Genomic DNA, 19,632 nt, shown 5'->3' with positions numbered 1-19,632 from the left:
AAATAACAAAGCCCAGCCTTATATTTCAAAGGCCGGGTTTCTTTATTGATCAACACATTTGCTGGCACTATTTCTTTTTATCATTAACTTCTTCAAAATCAGCATCAACAACATCATCATCCTTTGTATCTGTTTCAGTGTTAGCGGCTGCTGCTTGTGAAGCTTCATACATTGCCTGTCCAAGTTTCATACTGACTTCTGCTAATTTCTGCATTTTTGTTGTCACTTCTTCAGTATCGGTGCCATCAAGTGCAGACTTTAAATCAGATATTGCTGTTTCAATTTGTTCTTTATCTTCTGAAGAGACCTTATCACCGTACTCTTTCAGCGACTTCTCCGTTGAATGGATAAGAGCTTCCGCCTGATTTCTTGCTTCCACACCTTCACGGCGCTTCTTATCCTCAGCGGCATGCTCTTCTGCATCCTTTACCATTTTTTCAATGTCAGTATCACTTAAACCACCTGATGCTTGAATACGAATTTGATGCTCTTTACCCGTTCCTTTATCTTTCGCCGAAACATTGACAATACCATTCGCATCAATATCAAAAGTAACCTCGATCTGAGGCATACCACGCGGTGCTGGTGGAATACCAACAAGATCAAACTGAGCCAACAACTTGTTATCATTAGCCATTTCGCGTTCACCTTGGAACACACGAATAGTCACAGCACTCTGATTATCATCAGCAGTTGAAAAAACTTGCGATTTCTTTGTTGGAATAGTGGTATTGCGTTCAATGAGACGTGTAAAGACTCCACCCAACGTTTCAATACCCAAAGATAAAGGTGTTACATCCAGCAGCAATACATCCTTTACATCGCCTTGTAATACACCACCTTGAATGGCTGCACCCATTGCAACAACTTCATCAGGATTAACGCCTTTGTGTGGATCTTTGCCAAAGAAGCTTTGCACAACTTCTTGAATCTTGGGCATACGTGTCATACCACCCACTAAAACAACTTCGTCAATCTCACCAGCTTTTAGCCCGGCATCTTTCAATGCAGCTTTACAAGGCTCGATAGTGCGCTGAACCAAATCATCAACGAGAGATTCAAATTTTGCCCGAGTCAATTTCATTGTTAAATGCTTGGGACCAGATTGATCGGCTGTAATAAACGGCAAATTGATTTCGGTTTGTTGTGAAGAGGAAAGTTCAATTTTTGCTTTTTCTGCCGCTTCTTTTAAACGTTGCAATGCTAGCTTATCATTTTTCAGATCAATCCCTTGTTCTTTCTTGAATTCATCAGCAAAATAACCAACCAAGCGCATGTCAAAATCTTCACCGCCTAAAAAAGTATCGCCATTGGTCGACTTAACTTCAAAAACGCCATCCCCAATTTCAAGCACAGAAATATCAAATGTACCACCACCAAGATCGTAAACAGCAATGGTTTTTCCGTCTTTTTTATCTAAACCATAGGCTAAAGCAGCAGCTGTGGGCTCATTGATAATCCGTAAAACCTCTAATCCAGCAATCTTCCCTGCATCTTTGGTAGCTTGGCGTTGTGCATCATTGAAATAAGCAGGAACAGTTATAACCGCTTGCTCAACTTTCTCACCAAGATAAGATTCTGCCGTTTCTTTCATCTTTTGCAAAATCATTGCTGAAATTTGGGAAGGAGAATATTTCTTACCTGCTTCTTCAACCCACGCATCACCATTATCACCTTTAACAATTTTATAAGGCACAAGCGCTTTATCTTTTTCAACCATGGGGTCATCAAAACGGCGACCAATCAAGCGTTTAACCGCAAAAACTGTTCCTTCAGGGTTTGTTACCGCTTGCCGTTTAGCGGGTTGTCCAACAAGCCGTTCTCCCCCATCCGTAAAAGCAACAACCGAAGGCGTTGTGCGCGCTCCTTCTGAATTTTCAATAACCTTTGCATTTTTACCATCCATGACAGCAACACAAGAGTTTGTTGTCCCCAAATCAATACCAATTACTTTTGCCATATTATAATCTCCATTTCAGCAAGCTACCTCAATCTTCATTAAGCATTTTCTAAGACAGCTCCTCATAACACTCAAAGCCTGTACTTCACTTCAAGTTACACAAACAATAAATTGTAAGTTGCAACAAGCCTTTCTGCCTCGTATATAAGAACAGGCTCTTATCGCTACAAGAGAGTCATGAGAGAAACATTCTTAAAATAAAATTTTTCTTCTAAAACTAGCTATTCTACTTACCCGCAAACACTCTCTATACTGATAATGCTAATATTATAGCAACCCTTTTTGACAATGTTCATTAACATATTAACCTATAAAAATTGGAAAAATAACAAATAATCATTGCATATTTTTTTGATCCCTCTCAATGAAATGATATTTTGGTCAGAATATTTTGCCACATCACTTAAAAACTCAATGATTATACCACAAATAGCACAATCCTTTTTAAGGCACACCTCTATAATGATGATCATATCTTGATACAATCAATAAATACGATGTTCTTTCCATCACTAAAGCTGTAGCGTTAAACCGCATCTTTCTAAATAATCTCTTTGTAAAAATATCTCTATCAATCTTTTCTTAATCGTTCCATTTCTAAGCGCCTCATTGTTCATTGCTCTTGAAAAGCTACACTGTAAATATGATCGACTTCATTTTCTCTTTAATCTGTATATTAAATCGAGCCATAGAATTCAAAAATACCCTTTTGCTTTTAAGTATACTGTTAAAACTCTAGAGATCTATGCAACCTATCCTTGTTCCTATAACTCTGGCAATTCTTTCTTTTATTTTAAATAAAAACTCTGCTAAATAATAAAAAGGAGCATTCAAAAGTGAATCAAACAAAGGAGGGTGAATTAATGATAAAACTTATCATCGAGAAAACGAAGAGGCTCGTATCTCAATATACAACTTACAGACAACATCCATTCAAAAAAGTTGTTACAAATATCGTATGGGTTTTTCTTTTTGCTTGTATAGCCTACCCCGCAACCGCTCAACAATATAAAATTGGAGATATAGAAATCCTTCATCCTTGGACGCGAGAAACCGCTAGAGGTATAAAAGTTGGTAGCGGTTATCTCTACATCATTAATCACGGCAATACCCCAGATCGTTTGGTGTCTGTTTCAACAAAAGGAGTACAGACAACGGAAATCCACTCCATGGCAGTTGTTAACGATATTATGAAAATGGAAAAAATGCACTATGGCATTGAAATTCCAGGCAATGGCGAAATCACCCTTAAGCCTGGTGGTGATCATATTATGTTCATGGGGCTTTCTCAACCATTCAAACGAGGTGACAAAATCAGCGCAAAATTGACGTTTGAGAAAGCAGGAACAATTGATGTTGATTTCTCTGTAAACGCTATGGGAGGAAAATCATCTGCCAAATCAGTCCCTCATCATTAAATTTTTCATCATTATTTAAACCAAATAAGGAGCATGGAAAAACCATGCTCCTTATTTGGTTTAGTGCCATAAAACATACTGTAAAAATAGAAATTTATTTTCTCTTTCATCAGTTAAGGTTAATTTCAGGAATGCGCAAAACCTGTCCAGGATAAATTTTATCGGGAGATTTTAGCATCGGCTTATTCGCTTCAAAAATAAAGGTGTTTTTATTCCCTTGTCCTTTTCCATAAACCTCTTCAGCAATTTTCCAAAGTGTATCACCAGATTTAACCTCATAAAAGCGAGAAACTTTCACAGACGTACTGTCTGTAATCTTTAATTGATCAATATCAACAGAAGAAATCCCTTGCGAATTACCGACAACCAAAACTGCTTTTTCAAGTGTTTCTCTATCTGGAACCTCACCACTCAAAATAGCTTTACCGTTTTCAACCTTAATCTTTACTTTTTCTGTATCAAGTTGAAAATTATTAAATGCCGCCTTAAAATCCTTTTCTTCTGGCTCATGATCCCCAATACCAAGCTTCTCTCCAACTGTTTTTATAAAATTAAAAAATCCCATTTATGCTCTCCTTTCGTGCAGTGGAAGAAAAATTTTTGCATATATGTCACTACACTCTTTTCTTTGCTCTTAAAAACAGATAGGCGGTTTTTCTAAACTTCAACAATCACAAACAAATCTGTTTAATTCTGGGACAAAAAATAATGCACTTTGATAAAAAACATATTTTTTTTAGATTTTCTCTCAAACGAAGGGATCTTTACGCACGCAACAGCATTATAAAATTACAAAGATAAAACAAGCTTTTACCGTAAGAATGAAAAGAAGTTTACTTTGCTACAATTTGTACCACATTTGTTTTGCAAAAAAAATGTGAACTCCCATATAAATAATGTGGATAGTTTGCTACCACAGCAATAGAAAGGTCTAAGAAGCCATGAAAGATACACCAACAATCACGCAGACGATCGTACTTGTTGATGATGATCGCAATATTTTGACATCTTTATCTTTTGCGCTTGAGACAGAAGGCTATCGGGTTGAAAGCTATACAGATGGAGCATCTGCACTCAAAGGTCTAACACTCCATCCTCCACATTTAGCTATTTTTGATATTAAAATGCCCCGAATGGATGGGATGGAACTTTTGCGTCGATTGCGTCAAAAATCTGATATTCCTGTTATTTTTCTTACCTCTAAGGATGACGAAATTGATGAATTATTTGGTCTTAAAATGGGAGCGGATGATTTTATTACCAAACCTTTCTCTCAACGCCTTCTTATTGAGCGTGTAAAAGCTATTTTGCGTCGTTCCAATGCCCGCAACCAACCACTTACAACAGGAACTTCTTCGACCTCTTCTCTCAAGCGTGGGGATTTGGTGATGGATCAAGAGCGCCACACCTGTACATGGAAAGATAAACCTGTTATCTTAACCGTTACAGAATTTTTGATTCTACAAACCTTAGCGCAAAGACCTGGAGTCGTAAAAAGTCGTGATGCTTTGATGGATGCTGCTTATAGTGATCAAGTTTATGTAGATGACCGCACCATTGATAGTCACATTAAACGTCTGCGTAAAAAGTTTAAACAAGTGGATGATGATTTTGCAATGATTGAAACACTTTATGGTGTAGGCTATCGTTTTCACGAGGTATAAAACTATTTTGTCGCAAAAGTTTGAACGGCGATCAAATCGATGACAAAAGATACTCAACTGGAAACTCTGCAAAAAACAACACCAAATGGCATTCTATCGACGCCATTTTCTATGTTTACTTATTTGCACCTTAGGGTGAGACATCTTCTTAGACAATTGCTTTTTTCTAGTCTTACACGCCGTATTGTCATCTTAAATATTGCTGCCCTTGCCGTTCTTGTTACAGGAATTTTGTATCTTAATCAATTTCGCGATGGTTTAATTGAAGCAAAAATTAAAAGTTTGTGCATCCAAGGAAAAATTATCGCTGGAGCCATTGCCGCCTCTGCAACAGTAGATCCCAATTCTATTCTTATTGATCCTCAAAAACTTTTAGAATTACAGACCGGAGAAAGTATTACACCTGCACCTCAATCAACCGATTCCTGGGACTTTCCCATTAATCCTGAACAAGTCGCCCCTCTTTTACGACGCCTCATCACACCAAAAACAACAAGAGCACGGATCTATGATCGTGATGCGACTTTACTTCTTGACTCGCGCGTTCTTTATTCTAGTGGTGAAGTTTTTAGCTATAATTTACCCCCACTAAAAACTGAACAAAACATGTGGGAACGCTTCATTTCATGGTTTTCAAACACATTTTACGGCAGTACTATCACTCTTGATAGAGAGCAGGCAAGAAACAGTGGCATTGCTTACCCTGAAGTGTACCGAGCATTAAACGGGTCTCTTGCTACTGCTAAACGACGTAACAGACAAGGTCAACTCATTGTTTCTGTCGCTGTTCCTGTGCAACGCTATCGTGCAGTGGTGGGAGCGCTTCTTCTTTCAACAACCGGTTCAGATATTGACAACATTGTAAAAGGCGAAAGACTGGTTATTTTTAAAGTCTTTGCTGTGGTAGGCAGTGTGCTTTTGGTCCTTTCTCTTTTTTTAGCCCATACGATTGCACATCCCTTAAGCAAATTATCTGCTTCTGCCAATCGTGTGCGCAATGGTAATAATAAGCGTGTAGAAATTCCTGACTTCTCAATGCGTGAAGATGAAATTGGTCACCTTTCAACCTCTATTCGTGATATGACCAATGCTCTTTACATGCGTATTGAAGCCATTGAACGCTTTGCTGCTGACGTGAGTCACGAATTAAAAAATCCTCTCACTTCACTACGCAGTGCTGTTGAAACACTCCCTCTGGCTAAAAATGAAGAAGCTCAGGAACAATTATTCGAAATTATTCAACATGATGTACGTCGTCTTGATCGTTTGATTACTGATATTTCTGATGCCTCTAGGCTCGATGCAGAACTTGCTCGTGAAACCGCACAGATCGTTGATATGACGCCGCTTTTGGAAAGTCTTGTTCATGCTGTTCAAGAAGTATACCGTAATAGGCAAACCATTGATATAAGTCTTAATATTATCCCACGTCCTCATGGAAAAGCCTATCTTGTGTTGGGACATGAACTGCGTTTGGGACAAGTCATTTCTAATCTTATTGAAAATGCGCGTTCCTTTATTCCCCATGATAGCGGTAAAATTTCTATAACTATGAAAAGTCATGCTTCAACTCTTATTTTAACCATTGAAGATAATGGCCCCGGTATTCGTTCAGAAAATATTGAACGCATCTTTGAACGCTTCTATACTGACCGCCCCAATGAAGATAGTTTTGGTCAAAATTCAGGACTTGGCCTTTCTATTAGTCGACAAATCATCGAGGCGCATAATGGAACAATTACAGCCGAAAATATTGTTGACCCCAAACTTGGAAATAGTAAAACTGGTGCACGTTTTATTATTATACTTCCCCTTGCTAAATAAATTTTTATCCAAAGAAAAAGGCATGACAACAAAAAGTGAAATACTCCACGCAAATTGCCTTCAACTAGGAGGAAAGGGACTTTTAATTATAGGTCCATCGGGATCAGGAAAATCAACTCTTACCCTTTCTCTGCTCGACCGTGCTGAATGGTCAAAACGCAAAGCAAAACTTATCAGTGATGATTATACTATGCTGCGTGTGGAAAATGGAAAACTTCACGGATACACTCCAGAAGGCTTGCAGGGCGGTATTGAGATTCGCGGTGTTGGTCTCTATATGGTAGAGTTTGAAAACCAAACAACGATTGATTGCGTTATTCTTCTTGGCCCTGAATATGAACGCTTTTCCACAAATCAAACTTTTCAATTTGCAGATTTACACATTCCTCTTTTAAAACTCCCGAGTCTTCATGAAGCTGATTGTACAGCCATTTGTCAAGCTATTGAGGCATTCTTTTTTAGGAAAGTGTGGCACAAATCTGTCTAATTTTTTTCTAAATATAAAAAAATCACATTTTTTGCCTTTTTTTTGCAAATTTTTCTTGGCAGCAGAATAAAGCTTTGTAAAATATGTTTCTCATCCATATAGTTGGATCTTTAGTTAACAGGAGTTTGTGTAAATGATTGGACTCGTGCTTGTAACGCACGGTGAGCTGGCTGTCGAATTTCTACATGCTGTAGAACATGTTGTTGGAACACAAGAAAAATTCGCAACAATATGTGTCTATCCCGATGATGATATTGATCAGCGCCGAGGCGATATTATAGCCGCTGTTTCCTCTACAGATACAAACCATGGCGTAATCATATTAACAGACGTGTTCGGTGGAACGCCAGCAAATATGGCTATTCCTGCTATTGAAAAAGGACGTGTTGAAATGATTGCGGGTGTTAATCTACCTATGCTCATTAAACTCATTTCTATTCGCCAATGCCCTGATATTTCATTATCAGAAGCTTTAAGAATAGCACAAGAAGCAGGACGTAAATATATTAATGTACCAGTATAATTTTATAGCGGATAATTAAACTCTAATGCTTTCCAAAGACCCTCTCCCCTCTAAACTCAGTCGTCATTTCAATATCTGTAATAAACGTGGGTTACATGCACGTGCTTCTGCAAAGTTCGTTCAAACTGTTGACAATTTTAATGCTAGCGTTGAAGTTGAAAAAGATGGCAAAATCGTTGGCGGTTCATCGATTATGGGGCTTATGATGCTCGCTGCTTCCTCTGGTTGTAACCTTACCATTCGCGTTTGGGGACCAGAAGCAACTGATGCTCTCGATGCGCTTGAAAGACTCATTAATAATAAATTTGGAGAAGAGAATTAGAAATTTATTATCCCCAAAATATGTGTGATCACTCCTCTTCTCGTCATTTATTATTTTGATTGGTTTACCTATTTTTCTCTTAAAAGGACCGGTAACTTGCATCATCGATTGGCATTATGATTATCGGAGGTGTGAATGTTTGCTAACAATTATGTTGTGCACAATATATTGTGTTTGCTTTCGTTTCAAACTCTATTCGATCAATTTAAATGTTTGTTGTTTATAGCTATTCTCATACCTAACATGCATGATGAAATATCTCCAGAAAGAGAAATATTCACCCTTTACTGGATATGCTAAACTTTAAAGCTACATTAACAATATAAAAATGATCGTCACAGTTGAAATTTACTAACTTTCCTTATCTGGCTCGATTTGTGGTGTTTTAAAATGATACCACATTGATTATAATAATAACTTCGCAGTTTTTATATGGAATGAGAAACCCGAATATCATAAGATTCCCTCATCTGAAATCCTTTCATATTAATCAATTAAAATCATTTCCTTGACAGCACAAGTAGATCGGCGTGTAGATAAAAACTCTTATAAAAAAGGAATAAAATGACTCTTATGAATGCTCTCAGGTGCCAAGAGCTATTATAATATTGGGGGCTGGAAAATACAATGATAGTGCTTGATTTGCTCTTTCATAAGCGTAAAGATGGTGGTGCATAATGGATATAACGCTATACCATTCACGAACACCGTCGTGAAATGAAAACATAAAGAATCCTTCTACTGCATATTTTGGCCGTAAGACATCCGTAAATAGAGTTTTTATTATTATAATCATTCTCTTAAAAGAAGTAAGTTTTATGAATTCAACTTATCATTATAGAATAATATCTTTTAGACATTCTTTTTCCGCACAATTGTCTTATCCTTAATGGTGCACTCCACCTTTATTACCCGCTATCGCTTTTGCGGTAGCGCCTTTTTACTATAAAGAGATCCCATGTCCCGTCTATTTAGTGCCATTCAAATTCCTCAGCAAACAACACAAGCACTCATATCGCTGCAAAATGGTTTACCGAACGCGCAGTGGATTAATCCACAAAACTTTCATGCCACATTATCTTTTTTTGGTGAAGTTGAAAACGCTGTAGCAGCTGAACTTATGCGCGCCTTTGACACAATAAAACTCCCTCCTTTTGTGTTACAAATAAAGGGTTTTGATGTTTTTGGTTCAGAAAATGCTCCACATTCTCTTGTTGTTCGCATTGAGCCTTGTGAAACTCTCAACCTCTTACACGAAAAGATGCAAACTATTCGCAACAGCTTAATCTTAACAACTGATGAAAAACAATTTATTCCGCATATTACCGTTGCGCGATTGTTTGATATTAAACCTGAAGATCTTCCTTCTTATCTGTCTTCTCGAGGTAATTTTTCATTTCATCCTTTTGAGGTTGATCATTTTGTTTTATTGTTATCGTCATCTCCCTCAAGCGATGCCCCATATATTGTAAAAGGAAGTTGGGCACTTCAAGAGTAAAAGGGTGTTTTACCACCCTTTAGAACCTCCTTTGACACAATACCTCACGGAAGTGTGACGGTTATATACAATACAATACTTTATTTTACGCCAAAGGCATTATTACTGATATATTTTAAGCTGAATCAGTTTCAACAGAAGGCTCTTTCATCCCTCCTTTGGCGACACCAACTATAGCCGGACGCAGGACACGGTCACCGATAATATAACCCGCTTGAACAACTTGTTGAACGGTATTATCTGGTACATCGGAATTAGGGATTTCAAACATCGCTTGATGAAAGTGAGGATCAAACTTCTGTCCTTCTGGATGAATTTTCTGCACTCCATGGCGTTCTAACGCTGCTATCATTGCACGTTCAGTCATTTCTACACCCTCAGCTAATGTTTTCAAACCAGCATCATTCTCCTTTGCTCCTTCTGGAATAGCCTCCAAAGCACGATTGAGGTTATCAGAAACAGATAACATGTCACGTGCAAAATTAGCAATTGAATAGGCTCTTGCATCCGCCACATCACGCGCAGTACGACGCCGAAGATTTTCCATATCTGCAGCAAGACGTAAAAGCTGATCTTTCAGTTCTTTATTTTCGTCCTGTAAGGCAATCAGAGGATCAACAACTTCATCTTTTTCCTCTTCAACCTCTGCACGAGCCTCTGCTTCACGCGTTTTTAAAAATTCATCCGCTGCTTTTTTAAGCGCATCGCGATCAGCCGGATTTTTCAAATCGCAATTTTCAAATGAAGCGTCAGTAAACTTGTTTTTTTCGTCAGACATAAAAATTCCATTCCTTCATAAGATTTGTTATTCTCGATATCGAAATTTTGCAGACAAAAATCAAGGGGTATTTACGTATCTTAATACAATGAACGTCTATAGTATAAATATTCACTTGGTTATTTTAACGCAACAGTTGCGATACAAGTTGTGCTGTATAATCAACCATAGGTACAATTCTTGCATAATTCAGCCGTGTGGGTCCAATCACTCCTAAAGCGCCAATCACCCTTTGTTTTGAATCACGATAAGGTGCGACGACTAAAGAAGAACCAGAAAGCGAAAACAACTTATTTTCCGAACCAATAAAGATACGAACTCCCGAACCTTCATCGGTTAAATCGAGAAGCTGTGCCATACTTTCACGTGTTTCAAGATCATCAAATAAATGCCGTAACCGCTCTAAATCTTCTTCTGCTTTCACATCTTCAAGCAAATTACTGCGCCCACGAACAATAAGGTGTATTTTATGATCAGCATCTTCTCCTCCCAGGAGTGCTAATCCCGTTTCAACAAGATGATGGGATAAATGATCAAGCGCAGCCCGTGTTTCTGCACATAAACGTGCTATTTCTTCTTTTGCTTCACTCAATGTGCGCCCATGAATATGGGCATTAAGAAAATTTGTTGCTTCTGTCAATTGCGCATGGGTAACCCCTTCTGGTAAATGAACAATACGATTTTCTACCTCTCCTTGTTGTGTTACTAAAACAGCAAGAGCGTGCTCCCCATCAAGGCGCACAAATTCAATATGCTTTAATGTACCTTCATACTTTGTTGCCAGAACAAGCCCTGCACCACGAGAAAGATCTGAAAGAACGCGACTTGCTTGAACGAGAAAATGTTCAACCGATTGTGCATGACCGGCTTCTTTAACTTGAGCTTCAATGCTTTCACGCTCTTCGTTTGGCAAATCACCCGCTTCCATAAATGCATCAACAAAAAATCGCAATCCCGATTGTGTTGGCATCCGACCTGCAGATACGTGAGGTGCATAAATTAAACCAAGATGTTCAAGATCACTCATCACATTGCGAATCGTTGCTGGTGATAATGTCTGTCGCAAAAGCTTTGAAAGATTTCGTGATCCTACAGGTTCACCATCATTAAGATAAGCTTCCACAATATGGCGAAAGATATCTCGCGAACGCTCATCAAGATATTTTAGTTCATCATCAATAGGTTTGTGTTTCATCACGCTTGTTTCACTACTTTAAAACACTTCTCTCTCTTATATAAGTTTTGCCAAGATTTGGTCAAATAGACTAAAGCAGTGAAAGCATAGCATATATTTATCATAAAAAATGCCATCATCAAAAAAAGACCGTCTCTATGTCTTTTCAAGACAATCACTGTTAGTACAAAATATGAAAGATTTCATGTGGCTAAATATTCATAAATTTGTAAAAAAAGAACATTGTATAAAATCTGGCATAATTTGTATATATTAAGCATTCCAATTAATTGTAGCACAAAATAGTCCCCTTTTCACTTCTGGAGAAATGCCTATGAGAAGCATAGCAGCCGAAAAACTCGTTATTGCTACACATAACACCGGTAAATTGCATGAAATTACTACACTGTTTGCGCCTTTCGGATTGACAATAGAATCCGCAAAAGAACTTGGATTGCCAGAACCAAAAGAAACAGGAACAACATTTGAAGAAAATGCCTATATAAAAGCCTTTGCAGCAGCAAAAAATACAGGACTTCCAGCCCTTTCAGATGATTCAGGTCTCGAAGTGGATGCATTAAATGGCGCTCCGGGTGTTTATACAGCTGATCTTGCCCTACAACCTGATGGCACACGTGACTTTTCAAAGGCTATGCAAAAAATAGAAGATGAACTACAAAAAAACGGAGCGTATGAAAAAAGCCAACGAAAATGCCGTTTTATATCCGTTATTTGCATTGCATGGCCCGATGCTCATGCCGATTATTTTCGTGGATGCGTTGAAGGAACATTTATTTGGCCTCCACGAGGAGATAAAGGTTTTGGTTTTGATCCCATTTTTTTACCAGATGGATATGAAAATACCTTTGGAGAAATGTCAACGGAGCAAAAACATGGCTGGAAACTCCATGATAAAACACCCCCACTCTCACATCGTGCACGTGCTTTCAAACTTTTAGCTGAAAACCTTTTAACACTCTCATGAATGAAGCATTCTTTGGCATTTACATTCACTGGCCCTTTTGCGCTGCAAAATGTCCCTATTGTGACTTTAATTCCCATGTTCGTGTGCATGGTGTTGATCAGCCACGTTTTGTAACCGCCTTTGAACGTGAAATAGAAACACAATATCATAAAATAGGTCCACGTCATATTACCAGCATTTTTATTGGTGGAGGAACGCCCTCTCTTATGACGCCTCAAACTGTTGATGCCTTATTGCAAGCTCTTGCTAGAAAATGGACAATTGATGATAAAGTTGAAATTACACTGGAAGCTAATCCATCAAGTGTGGAAGCAGAACGCTTTCGCGGATATCGCGCAGCAGGGGTTAACCGCTTGTCCTTAGGTGTACAAGCACTCAATGATCACGCACTGAGAAAACTTGGCAGACTCCATGATGTAAAACAAGCCCTTCACGCTATTGCTCTAGCGCGGAAAATCTTTCCACGTTTATCCTTTGATCTCATTTATGCTCGCCCAGAACAAACCCTTGAACAATGGAAATGTGAACTTTTTCAAGCACTGGATTTTGCAGCAGATCATCTTTCTCTTTACCAATTAACTATCGAAGAGGGAACGGCTTTTAAACGACTTCATGACGTAGGAAGGCTTATCCTTCCCCCATCAGAACTCGCAGCAGACCTGTATCATCTTACCCAAGAAATAACTACACGGCATGGGCTACCAGCCTATGAGATTTCAAATCATGCAACCCCTGGTGCCGAATCAGCTCATAATCTTCTCTATTGGCGTTATCATGAATATGCAGGCTTTGGTCCAGGAGCCCATGGACGCTTTATCGAATCCTCAGTAAATCATTGTTCTACTTCTTCAAAAGCATCTGTCTCTCAAATTGAAAACCGTGAACGTTATGTGACAATCAATGAGAAATATCCCGAACATTGGCTTGAATTGGTAGAAACTACAGGACATGGTTGTATTGAAACAGAACTCTTGACTCTTAAGCAACAAGCAAATGAGATGCTCCTCATGGGGTTGCGTCTTTGCGAAGGTTTGGATCTTTCACGTTATGAAGCCCTAAATACCAAGGGTTTACCAATGAAAAAGCTTATCGATTTGCAACAACAAGGGCTAGTAGAAATGACAGGAAATCAACGCTTAAAAGCGACAGACAAAGGACGAATCCTTCTTGATTATGTTATCAACCAATTGGCAAACTGAAATCCCTATCATTTTTATCTTTCATGACATCAATTATGCTATCATATTCATAGCTTTCAATTTGTTGAAGAAATGTTTTTGAAAAAACAATCGCTTCCTTCATTATGCAAAAAAATCAACAATGAAACGTTCATAAACAGCCGTGAGAGTTTCCAATGCATCGAGAGCTACACATTCATCTACCATATGCATTGTCTGACCTGGTAAGCCAAATTCAACGACTGGGCAATAATCTTTAATAAACCGCGCATCCGAACTTCCTCCAGAAGTTGAACATTCTGGTATATGCCCTGTTATGCTTTTAATAGCATTGGATAATGTATGAATAAGTTTATCATTTTTGGTCAAAAAAACATCACCCAAACTTGGAATCCATTCAAGTTGATAGAAGGGCAATTGATCACTGTTGTTTGTTGATTGTACTGAGGTGAGACGTTTTTCAATTTCCCTCATAAGCATTTCTTTTGTCCAAAGATCGTTGTAACGTATATTAAAGCGAATTGTCGCTTGTGCTGGAATAACATTCACTGCAGAATTCCCTGTATCAATGGATGTTAATTCTAAATTGCTTGGTGGAAAATCTTCTGTGCCTTGATCTAAGGTCGTTTGTGTTAATGCTTGAAGAAGTTGGCTTGCTAAAGGCAAAGGATTGGCTGCCCGCTCCGGAAAAGCAACATGACCTTGGCGACCTTTAACGGTAATAATACCAGAAATTGACCCCCGACGACCAATTTTTATCATATCACCAACCGTTTTTACACTTGTTGGTTCACCTACAAGAGCGGCAGTCCATTTTTCACCTTTTTGTTCCGCCCATTTGAGAAGTTTAACCGTACCATTCAGTGCTGGTCCCTCTTCGTCACCGGTAATCAAAAGACTTACCATTCCTTTAATGGATTTTTTCTCAAGAACTCGAGCAAGTGCTGCAACAAAACAAGCAATCCCACCCTTCATATCAACAGCACCACGCCCATACAATTTCCCTTGATCTATCACAGCTTCAAAAGGAGGATATGTCCACTGTTCCAATGCCCCTGGCGGTACAACATCCGTATGACCCGCAAACATAAGATGCGGTCCTTCTTTTCCTATCTTGGCATAAAGATTTTCGACATCTTCTGTATTTTTATCTGAAAAAACAGGACGCTCAATATGAAACCCTATCTTTGTGAGAAATTGTTCCAAAGTTGATAAAACACCTGCTTCGTGAGGCGTAACAGAAGGGCAACGAATAAGTGCCTGTAATAGCTGAACGGGATCTCTAAGGACAGGCATAAGCGCTCTTCCAATCTCAATTTAAGAATTATGAAATATTATTAAGCTGAATTATAAAAAAGATAAAGTAAAAACATTGAAGACACTCAGCAAACTAAGCAGGGGAAGACAATATTGCTGAGGCTTCAATGCATTCCTCATCATGTCATGAGGCACATATATAATAAACTGTTCAATAAAAAGTTCCGCCGAATATTGTCTTCTTCAAGTTTTTTCATATTTCTAGCTTATATGAATGAAAATCGATAGCCTGCAACTTATGACCATTTTCCTTCAACCAAGCTCGATGTTTTTTACTTTCGGGACAAAGTTTTTCACAAAGATCCCAAAATCTTGGGCCGTGATTCATTTCAACAAGATGAGCAACCTCGTGCGCAACAACATATTCAACAATTTCTTTTGGTGCCATAATAAGACGCCACGAAAAAGAGAGATTTCCTCTTATTGAACAAGAACCCCAACGACTTTTCGTATCTTTATAACAAATTGATTTTACTTTACGCTCTATTTTATGTGCATAATGTCCCACCAATGGTGTTATAATGCACGCAGCCTGCTTTTTTAAAACATCAGCAACACGTCTTGGTAAATGCTCTAATTGACCATAAACGATAATTTGAGGCTCTTTTTCGCCATCTCCTGTAATGATTTCTGTTATCCCACGCCCTGCTTTATGTCTTATGGTATGCACTACACCCAATATAGGAATCGTTATTCCCTCTTTGAGATAAGAATTTTCGTGAGTAATTTGTACGCGCGTAAGGCGTATCTCAATCCAAGATCGATGCTTTTCAATAAAATCTTGAATCGAACAAAGACTCACCGCTGGTGGCGTTGTTATAACAATTTCCTGACACCTTGCATCAATACGTAATGTAAGTCGGCGCGCATGTTCATGTTCACGTACCCGTATAGGCACAATGCGATCAGAAAAAATAAAAGGCTGCTCATAAACAGTCATATATTATGCCCTTGATTATCAGTAAATTGGATCTCTATCTTATATTGATTTTATCAATCAATGACCTCAACGCTGTCTCAAGGCATTCCAAATCTTTTGGGCGTGAAAATCGATGATCTGCATCACGAACAAGTGTCAATGTTACATCCTGTAAAGGTAAATGATTTAGTAAATTCAATGTATGTTGATAGGGTATTTTATCATCCTCCATCCCTTGGAGAATATGGATCGGACAACCAGCATCAATGCATCCTTTCATAACGCAGTTATCTTTTCCATCTTCAATAAATGCTTTTGTAAAGGGCATCGTTTCATCATCTTCATCCCCAGGTCGTTCAACATAGCCTTTTTCTTCCAAAATTTTCCACTCTTCTGTCCCTAATTCTGGTTCTAGCAATGTTTGTGTAAAATCAGGAGCTGGAGCAATTAAGATCATACCAGCAAGTCTCTTCTTTTGCTGCGCTAACAACATAGCAAGCCTTAGAGCAATCCATCCCCCCATGGAAGAACCAACCACTATTTGTGGACCTTCACAATAGGTTTCAAAAACCGCTAAACTTTCCTTAACCCAACGTGAAATCGTGCCTTGAAAAAAATCTCCCCCCGATTCTCCATGACCAGAGTAATCAAAACGCAAACAAGATAAATCATGCTTCTGTGCAAAATGATCAACCAACATCGCTTTGCTTCTTAACATATTGGACTGATAGCCAGAAAGCCAAACTAAACCTGGAGAACCCCGCCCTTTGCGAGGCCGTACCGCAAGAGAGGTACCTTCAAACGAAAAAAACTGGCAAGGAATATTATGATCCATAATTTCTTTTCTCCATAAAACATTTCATACTCATAAAAGAAAAATTTGTATCCTCTAAATCAAATCTCAAAGTCATAAATCAAATATGAAAAAAGCACGAATCCTAGTTGTTTTTCTGTGTATAATTGTATATTAAATTACGCTGTAGATGAATCAGAATTAAGGAATATAAACCATTCGCAAACCGTTTAAAATAACACCTACCCAAAAAGACGGACCACGTTCAAATCAGGATATTCGCGTTCCGCGTGTTCAACTTATCAACGATGAAGGACAACATCAAGGCGTTGTTGCAATACAAGAAGCGCTTGCTATGGCTGCAGAAGCAGGGCTTGATCTGGTTGAAATTGTGCCAAATGCAGAACCACCGGTGTGTAAGATCATCGATTTGGGAAAATTGAAATATCAAACCCAAAAAAAAGCCGCAGAGACACGTAAAAAACAAAAGGTCATCGAAATCAAAGAGATTAAGATGCGCCCAAATGTTGACGTTCATGATTATGGTGTAAAGCTCAAAGCTATTCATCGTTTTATTGGTAATGGTGATAAAGTGAAGATCACTTTGCGTTTTCGTGGACGTGAAATGGCTCACCAAGATCTTGGATTAAAGCTTCTTCAGCGGGTTAAAGAGGATACAAGTGAAATTGCTAAAATTGAATCTGAGCCAAAACTCGAAGGCCGCCAGATGATGATGGTGATAGCAGCTAAATGATTCTTTATGGGAATCATATAAAATACAGATTATAAAAGAGTTGAGTGTATGGCGTGTTGTAAAAGCATCAGAGAGTGTTGTTGTGATGCTTTTAAATTAAGTGGTAGCTGTACGCAACCTTTCAGGGGGAGGTATTTTATAAAAGCTAAATGTCTCTCATCAAAGTGCTTCAATCTTGCATAAATAACGATAGAATAGAGAAGCACCTTATGGTCAAAAAACAAATTTCTGCTTTTGATAAACATCTTATCATTCGTCTTTTGCGAGAAAATTTTCAGAAATTTTATCAATCAATGACCTCAAAACTGTCTCAAGGCATTCCAAATCTTTTGGGCGAGAAAATCCGTGATCTGCATCAGGAACAAGTGTCAATGTTACATCCTGTAAAGGTAAATGATTTAGTAAAGTCAATGTATGTTGATAGGGTATATCATTATCCTGCATCCCTTGAAGAATATGGATCGGACAGCCAAGATCAATACGCCCTTCCATAACTCGGTTGTTTCGCCCATCTTCAATCAACGTTTTTGTAAAGGGCGTCGGGTCATCATTATTATCATCCACAGGTCGTTCAATATAGCCTTTTTCTTCCAAAATTTTCCATTCCTTCGGACCTAACTGTGGTTCTATCAATGTTTGTGTAAAATCAGGAGCTGGAGCAATTAAGATCATACCAGCAAGTCTCTTCTTTTGCTGCGCTAACAACATAGCAAGCCTTAGAGCAATCCATCCCCCCATGGAAGAACCAACCACTATTTGTGGACCTTCACAATAGGTTTCAAAAACCGCTAAACTTTCCTTAACCCAACGTGAAATCGTGCCTTGAAAAAAATCTCCCCCCGATTCTCCATGACCAGAGTAATCAAAACGCAAACAAGATAAATCATGCTTCTGTGCAAAATGATCAACCAACATCGCTTTGCTTCTTAACATATTGGACTGATAGCCAGAAAGCCAAACTAAACCTGGAGAACCCCGCCCTTTGCGAGGCCGTACCGCAAGAGAGGTACCTTCAAACGAAAAAAACTGGCAAGGAATATTATGATCCATAATTTCTTTTCTCCATAAAACATTTCATACTCATAAAAGAAAAATTTGTATCCTCTAAATCAAATCTCAAAGTCATAAATCAAATATGAAAAAAGCACGAATCCTAGTTGTTTTTCTGTGTATAATTGTATATTAAATTACGCTGTAGATGAATCAGAATTAAGGAATATAAACCATTCGCAAACCGTTTAAAATAACACCTACCCAAAAAGACGGACCACGTTCAAATCAGGATATTCGCGTTCCGCGTGTTCAACTTATCAACGATGAAGGACAACATCAAGGCGTTGTTGCAATACAAGAAGCGCTTGCTATGGCTGCAGAAGCAGGGCTTGATCTGGTTGAAATTGTGCCAAATGCAGAACCACCGGTGTGTAAGATCATCGATTTGGGAAAATTGAAATATCAAACCCAAAAAAAAGCCGCAGAGACACGTAAAAAACAAAAGGTCATCGAAATCAAAGAGATTAAGATGCGCCCAAATGTTGACGTTCATGATTATGGTGTAAAGCTCAAAGCTATTCATCGTTTTATTGGTAATGGTGATAAAGTGAAGATCACTTTGCGTTTTCGTGGACGTGAAATGGCTCACCAAGATCTTGGATTAAAGCTTCTTCAGCGGGTTAAAGAGGATACAAGTGAAATTGCTAAAATTGAATCTGAGCCAAAACTCGAAGGCCGCCAGATGATGATGGTGATAGCAGCTAAATGATTCTTTATGGGAATCATATAAAATACAGATTATAAAAGAGTTGAGTGTATGGCGTGTTGTAAAAGCATCAGAGAGTGTTGTTGTGATGCTTTTAAATTAAGTGGTAGCTGTACGCAACCTTTCAGGGGGAGGTATTTTATAAAAGCTAAATGTCTCTCATCAAAGTGCTTCAATCTTGCATAAATAACGATAGAATAGAGAAGCACCTTATGGTCAAAAAACAAATTTCTGCTTTTGATAAACATCTTATCATTCGTCTTTTGCGAGAAAATTTTC

The 19,632-nt window shown here is 38.4% G+C and carries 19 protein-coding genes; 11 read left to right on the top strand and 8 right to left on the bottom strand.

The window, feature by feature from the left end:
* Positions 1–67 precede the first annotated feature (67 nt).
* Positions 68–1,960 (bottom strand): molecular chaperone DnaK, encoded by a 1,893-nt coding sequence (dnaK, locus tag PVV69_RS02820; RefSeq protein WP_273720267.1) that lies wholly within the window; start codon positions 1,958–1,960, stop codon positions 68–70.
* Positions 1,961–2,823: 863 nt separating this feature from the next.
* On the opposite strand from dnaK, the gene PVV69_RS02815 reads away from it, so the two are divergent.
* The gene (locus tag PVV69_RS02815) at positions 2,824–3,378 is read left to right on the top strand and encodes a copper chaperone PCu(A)C (RefSeq protein ID WP_273756415.1); all 555 of its coding nucleotides are present in this window, start codon (positions 2,824–2,826) and stop codon (positions 3,376–3,378) included.
* Positions 3,379–3,487: 109 nt separating this feature from the next.
* Here the strand turns inward: PVV69_RS02815 and lysM are convergent, their stop codons facing one another.
* Positions 3,488–3,943, bottom strand: coding sequence for a peptidoglycan-binding protein LysM (lysM, locus tag PVV69_RS02810; protein WP_273720268.1), 456 nt, complete (start codon positions 3,941–3,943; stop codon positions 3,488–3,490).
* 376 nt (positions 3,944–4,319) lie between these two features.
* Here lysM and PVV69_RS02805 point away from each other — a divergent pair, with 376 nt between their 5' ends.
* From PVV69_RS02805 to thpR, 6 genes are all read left to right on the top strand, one after another.
* Positions 4,320–5,042 (top strand): response regulator transcription factor, encoded by a 723-nt coding sequence (locus PVV69_RS02805; protein WP_273756369.1) that lies wholly within the window; start codon positions 4,320–4,322, stop codon positions 5,040–5,042.
* A gap of 39 nt (positions 5,043–5,081) precedes the next feature.
* On the top strand, positions 5,082–6,866 hold the full coding sequence (locus PVV69_RS02800; protein ID WP_273756368.1) for a sensor histidine kinase: 1,785 nt from the start codon (positions 5,082–5,084) through the stop codon (positions 6,864–6,866).
* A gap of 22 nt (positions 6,867–6,888) precedes the next feature.
* Complete coding sequence (locus tag PVV69_RS02795; RefSeq protein WP_273756367.1) at positions 6,889–7,353, top strand: HPr kinase/phosphatase C-terminal domain-containing protein; 465 nt, start codon at positions 6,889–6,891, stop codon at positions 7,351–7,353.
* A gap of 133 nt (positions 7,354–7,486) precedes the next feature.
* Positions 7,487–7,876, top strand: coding sequence for a PTS sugar transporter subunit IIA (locus PVV69_RS02790; RefSeq protein WP_273720274.1), 390 nt, complete (start codon positions 7,487–7,489; stop codon positions 7,874–7,876).
* 25 nt (positions 7,877–7,901) lie between these two features.
* The gene (locus PVV69_RS02785; RefSeq protein ID WP_273720275.1) at positions 7,902–8,198 is read left to right on the top strand and encodes an HPr family phosphocarrier protein; all 297 of its coding nucleotides are present in this window, start codon (positions 7,902–7,904) and stop codon (positions 8,196–8,198) included.
* 958 nt (positions 8,199–9,156) lie between these two features.
* Positions 9,157–9,696: an RNA 2',3'-cyclic phosphodiesterase gene (thpR, locus tag PVV69_RS02780; protein WP_273756366.1), complete on the top strand. Its 540-nt coding sequence runs from the start codon at positions 9,157–9,159 to the stop codon at positions 9,694–9,696.
* A 115-nt stretch (positions 9,697–9,811) separates the two neighbouring features.
* Here the strand turns inward: thpR and grpE are convergent, their stop codons facing one another.
* Together grpE and hrcA are read right to left on the bottom strand one after the other, a co-directional pair.
* Entirely contained in the window at positions 9,812–10,474 is a 663-nt protein-coding gene (gene grpE / locus PVV69_RS02775; RefSeq protein ID WP_273720279.1) for a nucleotide exchange factor GrpE, read from the bottom strand.
* Positions 10,475–10,598: 124 nt separating this feature from the next.
* Positions 10,599–11,669, bottom strand: coding sequence for a heat-inducible transcriptional repressor HrcA (gene hrcA, locus PVV69_RS02770; RefSeq protein WP_273720307.1), 1,071 nt, complete (start codon positions 11,667–11,669; stop codon positions 10,599–10,601).
* Between the two features lie 313 nt (positions 11,670–11,982).
* On the opposite strand from hrcA, the gene rdgB reads away from it, so the two are divergent.
* Both rdgB and hemW read left to right on the top strand, forming a co-directional pair.
* On the top strand, positions 11,983–12,633 hold the full coding sequence (gene rdgB, locus PVV69_RS02765) for an RdgB/HAM1 family non-canonical purine NTP pyrophosphatase (protein WP_273756365.1): 651 nt from the start codon (positions 11,983–11,985) through the stop codon (positions 12,631–12,633).
* The gene (hemW, locus tag PVV69_RS02760; RefSeq protein WP_273756364.1) at positions 12,630–13,832 is read left to right on the top strand and encodes a radical SAM family heme chaperone HemW; all 1,203 of its coding nucleotides are present in this window, start codon (positions 12,630–12,632) and stop codon (positions 13,830–13,832) included. The genes rdgB and hemW overlap by 4 nt, the downstream gene beginning before the upstream one ends.
* 102 nt (positions 13,833–13,934) lie before the next feature.
* Here hemW and dapE read toward each other — a convergent pair whose 3' ends face one another.
* The 3 genes from dapE to PVV69_RS02745 all read right to left on the bottom strand — a co-directional run bounded on the left by dapE (position 13,935) and on the right by PVV69_RS02745 (position 16,882).
* On the bottom strand, positions 13,935–15,107 hold the full coding sequence (gene dapE, locus PVV69_RS02755) for a succinyl-diaminopimelate desuccinylase (protein WP_273756363.1): 1,173 nt from the start codon (positions 15,105–15,107) through the stop codon (positions 13,935–13,937).
* 214 nt (positions 15,108–15,321) lie between these two features.
* Positions 15,322–16,068 carry a M48 family metallopeptidase gene (locus PVV69_RS02750; RefSeq protein WP_273756362.1) on the bottom strand — a complete coding sequence of 249 codons (747 nt, stop codon included), beginning with the start codon at positions 16,066–16,068 and terminating at the stop codon, positions 15,322–15,324.
* Positions 16,069–16,102: 34 nt separating this feature from the next.
* A complete protein-coding gene (locus tag PVV69_RS02745) occupies positions 16,103–16,882 on the bottom strand; it encodes a carboxylesterase (RefSeq protein ID WP_273756361.1) in 780 nt (259 codons plus the stop codon).
* A 193-nt stretch (positions 16,883–17,075) separates the two neighbouring features.
* Between PVV69_RS02745 and infC (PVV69_RS02740) the strand changes: the two genes are divergently transcribed.
* Complete coding sequence (gene infC / locus PVV69_RS02740) at positions 17,076–17,594, top strand: translation initiation factor IF-3 (protein WP_273756414.1); 519 nt, start codon at positions 17,076–17,078, stop codon at positions 17,592–17,594.
* Between the two features lie 249 nt (positions 17,595–17,843).
* Here infC (PVV69_RS02740) and PVV69_RS02735 read toward each other — a convergent pair whose 3' ends face one another.
* On the bottom strand, positions 17,844–18,644 hold the full coding sequence (locus tag PVV69_RS02735; RefSeq protein WP_273756360.1) for a carboxylesterase: 801 nt from the start codon (positions 18,642–18,644) through the stop codon (positions 17,844–17,846).
* A gap of 193 nt (positions 18,645–18,837) precedes the next feature.
* Between PVV69_RS02735 and infC (PVV69_RS02730) the strand changes: the two genes are divergently transcribed.
* Positions 18,838–19,356, top strand: coding sequence for a translation initiation factor IF-3 (gene infC, locus PVV69_RS02730; RefSeq protein ID WP_273756414.1), 519 nt, complete (start codon positions 18,838–18,840; stop codon positions 19,354–19,356).
* Positions 19,357–19,632 lie beyond the last annotated feature (276 nt).

Origin of the sequence: Bartonella sp. MM73XJBT (genome assembly GCF_028618465.1) — a bacterium.
Lineage (GTDB): Bacteria > Pseudomonadota > Alphaproteobacteria > Rhizobiales > Rhizobiaceae > Bartonella.
Note: the sequence above shows the minus strand (reverse complement) of the source record. Positions and strands in the feature narration are given on the sequence as shown.

What these genes read in the sequence shown, in the direction of transcription:
- PVV69_RS02800 (WP_273756368.1), top strand. Translation starts at nt 5,082, where the DNA reads ATGACAAAAGATACTCAACTGGAAACTCTGCAAAAAACAACACCAAAT.
- PVV69_RS02745 (WP_273756361.1), bottom strand. Translation starts at nt 16,882, where the DNA reads ATGGATCATAATATTCCTTGCCAGTTTTTTTCGTTTGAAGGTACCTCT.
- grpE (WP_273720279.1), bottom strand. Translation starts at nt 10,474, where the DNA reads ATGTCTGACGAAAAAAACAAGTTTACTGACGCTTCATTTGAAAATTGC.
- dnaK (WP_273720267.1), bottom strand. Translation starts at nt 1,960, where the DNA reads ATGGCAAAAGTAATTGGTATTGATTTGGGGACAACAAACTCTTGTGTT.
- PVV69_RS02795 (WP_273756367.1), top strand. Translation starts at nt 6,889, where the DNA reads ATGACAACAAAAAGTGAAATACTCCACGCAAATTGCCTTCAACTAGGA.
- thpR (WP_273756366.1), top strand. Translation starts at nt 9,157, where the DNA reads ATGTCCCGTCTATTTAGTGCCATTCAAATTCCTCAGCAAACAACACAA.
- PVV69_RS02790 (WP_273720274.1), top strand. Translation starts at nt 7,487, where the DNA reads ATGATTGGACTCGTGCTTGTAACGCACGGTGAGCTGGCTGTCGAATTT.
- dapE (WP_273756363.1), bottom strand. Translation starts at nt 15,107, where the DNA reads ATGCCTGTCCTTAGAGATCCCGTTCAGCTATTACAGGCACTTATTCGT.
- rdgB (WP_273756365.1), top strand. Translation starts at nt 11,983, where the DNA reads ATGAGAAGCATAGCAGCCGAAAAACTCGTTATTGCTACACATAACACC.
- PVV69_RS02815 (WP_273756415.1), top strand. Translation starts at nt 2,824, where the DNA reads ATGATAAAACTTATCATCGAGAAAACGAAGAGGCTCGTATCTCAATAT.
- PVV69_RS02785 (WP_273720275.1), top strand. Translation starts at nt 7,902, where the DNA reads ATGCTTTCCAAAGACCCTCTCCCCTCTAAACTCAGTCGTCATTTCAAT.
- hrcA (WP_273720307.1), bottom strand. Translation starts at nt 11,669, where the DNA reads ATGAAACACAAACCTATTGATGATGAACTAAAATATCTTGATGAGCGT.
- lysM (WP_273720268.1), bottom strand. Translation starts at nt 3,943, where the DNA reads ATGGGATTTTTTAATTTTATAAAAACAGTTGGAGAGAAGCTTGGTATT.
- PVV69_RS02805 (WP_273756369.1), top strand. Translation starts at nt 4,320, where the DNA reads ATGAAAGATACACCAACAATCACGCAGACGATCGTACTTGTTGATGAT.
- hemW (WP_273756364.1), top strand. Translation starts at nt 12,630, where the DNA reads ATGAATGAAGCATTCTTTGGCATTTACATTCACTGGCCCTTTTGCGCT.
- PVV69_RS02750 (WP_273756362.1), bottom strand. Translation starts at nt 16,068, where the DNA reads ATGACTGTTTATGAGCAGCCTTTTATTTTTTCTGATCGCATTGTGCCT.
- PVV69_RS02735 (WP_273756360.1), bottom strand. Translation starts at nt 18,644, where the DNA reads ATGGATCATAATATTCCTTGCCAGTTTTTTTCGTTTGAAGGTACCTCT.